Raw genomic sequence first — 2550 nt, 5'->3', positions numbered from 1 at the left:
TTGGTGACGTAGTCGTCCGCGCCGACCTCCAGGCCGAGGATGCGGTCCTCCTCGTCGCCGCGCGCGGTGAGCATGATCACCGGTACGGGGCCGGCGGTGCGGATGCGGCGGCAGACCTCCAGCCCGTCCATGCCGGGCAGCATCAGGTCCAGCACCACGAGGTCGGGGGGCCGTGCGGCGGCGCGGGTCACGGCGGTGGGGCCGTCGTCGGCCACGTCGACGGCGAATCCGGCCCGGCCCAGATATCCGGCGACGACCTCGGAGACCGTGGGGTCGTCGTCCACGACGAGTACGTGTTTCACGCCCCGAGTCTCACATCGCCGGGGCGCGCTGTCGGGCGGCCGGGAGCGACGTCAGGGTTCCGTAAGGACACCAAGTCCGTTATGCACCTTTCGGGTTCGTAGGGTGAGTGACGTGACCGAGACCCCCTCTTCTTCCGTGGACGTCGTGCTGCCCTGCCTCGACGAGGCCGAGGCCCTGCCCTGGGTGCTGGAGCGGATTCCGCCCGGCTGGCGCGCGATCGTCGTCGACAACGGCTCCACCGACGGTTCCCCGGACATCGCCCGCCGCCTGGGCGCCCACGTCGTCCACGAGCCGCGGCGCGGCTTCGGCGCCGCCTGCCACGCGGGCCTGTCCGCCGCCACCGCCGACACGGTCTGCTTCTGCGACTGCGACGCCTCCCTCGACCCCGCCCTGCTGCCCGCCGTCGCCGGCCCCGTCCTGGACGGCACCGCCGATCTGGTCCTCGGCCGCCGCCGGCCCACCACGCGCGGCGCCTGGCCGGTGCACGCCCGCCTCGCCAACCTGGAGCTGGCGCGCCTCGTCCGCCGCCGCACCCGGCTGCGCCTGCACGACCTGGGCCCGATGCGCGCGGCGCGCCGAGAAGCGCTGCTGTCCCTGGAGCTGACCGACCGGCGTTCCGGCTACCCGCTCCAGATGGTGGTCCGCGCCGCCGACGCCGGCTGGCGGGTGACCGAGACCGACGTCCCCTACCTCCCGCGCACGGGCCGCTCGAAGGTCACCGGCACCTGGCGCGGCACCTGGCAGACCGTACGCGACATGCGCGGCGTCCTCGCCGAGCCCCCGGTCGCCCGCACGGCGGGAGCCGCCCGGTGAACTCCCTTTCCGCGACCGCGAGTCCGCTCACGCTGCTGGTCATCGCCAAGGAGCCGCTCCCGGGGCGGGTGAAGACCCGCCTCACCCCGCCGTACTCCCCCGAGGAGGCCGCCGCCCTCGCCGAGGCCTCGCTCACCGACACGCTCCACACGATCCTCCGGGTTCCCGCGCGGCGCCGGATCGTCGTCCTCGACGGCGCCCCGGGGCCATGGCTGCCGCCCGGGTTCGAGGTCGTGCCGCAGGTGCCCGGCGGTCTCGACGAACGCCTCGCCGCCGCCTTCGAGGGCTGCGCGGACGGTCCGGCGCTCCTGGTCGGCATGGACACCCCGCAGCTGACGCCCGGTCTGCTGGCCGGCGTGGGCAGCGCCGGGCACGACGCCTGGTTCGGCCCGGCGGCCGACGGCGGGTTCTGGGCCCTCGGCTTCGCCGACCCCGCCCGCTGCGGCGCCCTGATCCGGGGCGTGCCCATGTCCACCGACCGCACCGGAGCCGTCCAGCGCCGCCGGCTCGTGGCGGCGGGCCTGACGGTCGGCGACCTCCCGATGCTGCGCGACGTGGACACCGCCGCCGACGCCGCCTCGGTCGCCGCCGGCTGCCCGCCCCGGTCCCGGTTCGCCACCGCGTTCACCTCGCTCGCGGCGGCCGTCCGATGACCGGCGCCGCGCCCGTGGCCGTCCCCGGCAGAACGACACCGCAGGACGTCCGGGAGCAGCACAGCCCGGCGGCCACTTGGGCGGAGGACCTCTACGGCCGCGCCCTGCGCACCGGCCGGGGCCCGCTGTTCCTGCGCCGCCTGCCCCCGCGCCCCACCGACGCGGCGGACCTGCTGCCGCTGGACGTGGAGCGCTTCTGCGCCCCGCCCGACGCCGCCGACGAAGGCGTCCTGCACCGCTGCGACGGACCGGTCCTGGACGTCGGCTGCGGCCCGGGGCGCCTGGTGGCCGCCCTCGCCGCCAGGGGCGTACCGGCGCTCGGCGTGGACGTCAGCCCGGCCGCCGTCGCCCGCACCCGCCACCACGGCGCGACCGCCCTGCTGCGGTCCGTCTTCGACCGGCTGCCCCAGGAGGGCGGCTGGGCGACGGCGCTGGTGATGGACGGCAACATCGGCATCGGCGGCGACCCGGCGGCGCTCCTCGCCCGGCTGCGCGCCCTCCTGCGCCCCGGCGGACGTCTGCTGGCCGAGGCCGCCGCGCAGGACGTGGACGAACGCCTCGTGGTCCGTGTCGAGGACGGCGCCGGCCTGTACGGGCCCGCCTTCCCCTGGGCCCGCGTCGGCCCCGGAGCCCTGCTGCGTACGGCCGAGGCCGCCGGGTGGGTCCTCACCGGCCGGTGGACCGCAGCGGGCCGCCCGTTCCTGGAACTGCGCAGCCCCTCCCGGGCCTGCGCGCCGTACGGAGGGCCGGCCCGCCCATGACCGATGCCGCCACCCTGCCC

The 2550-nt window shown here is 77.1% G+C and carries 4 protein-coding genes; 3 read left to right on the top strand and 1 reads right to left on the bottom strand.

The features are described from left to right. Positions 1-302: response regulator (locus AOK24_RS44615; protein ID WP_159052250.1), on the bottom strand; the 302-nt coding region annotated here is incomplete at its 3' end. Between the two features lie 112 nt (positions 303-414). Between AOK24_RS44615 and AOK24_RS44610 the strand changes: the two genes are divergently transcribed. Genes AOK24_RS44610 through AOK24_RS48215 form a run of 3 tightly spaced genes read left to right on the top strand, consistent with a single transcriptional unit; the run spans position 415 to position 2530 of the window. Beyond that, complete coding sequence (locus AOK24_RS44610; protein WP_055725498.1) at positions 415-1116, top strand: glycosyltransferase family 2 protein; 702 nt, start codon at positions 415-417, stop codon at positions 1114-1116. Continuing rightward, positions 1113-1769, top strand: coding sequence for a TIGR04282 family arsenosugar biosynthesis glycosyltransferase (locus AOK24_RS48220; RefSeq protein ID WP_055725497.1), 657 nt, complete (start codon positions 1113-1115; stop codon positions 1767-1769). Before AOK24_RS44610 ends, AOK24_RS48220 begins: the two co-directional genes overlap by 4 nt. Further along, complete coding sequence (locus AOK24_RS48215; protein WP_107104191.1) at positions 1766-2530, top strand: class I SAM-dependent methyltransferase; 765 nt, start codon at positions 1766-1768, stop codon at positions 2528-2530. Before AOK24_RS48220 ends, AOK24_RS48215 begins: the two co-directional genes overlap by 4 nt. The last annotated feature ends 20 nt before the right edge of the window (positions 2531-2550 follow it).

Source organism: Streptomyces niveiscabiei (assembly GCF_001419795.1).
Lineage (GTDB): Bacteria > Actinomycetota > Actinomycetes > Streptomycetales > Streptomycetaceae > Streptomyces > Streptomyces niveiscabiei.
This window is presented reverse-complemented; position numbering and strand designations above follow the sequence as displayed.

Bases quoted from the DNA above. Each gene is read 5' to 3' on its own strand.
- AOK24_RS48215 (WP_107104191.1), top strand. From the start codon at position 1,766: ATGACCGGCGCCGCGCCCGTGGCCGTCCCCGGCAGAACGACACCGCAG.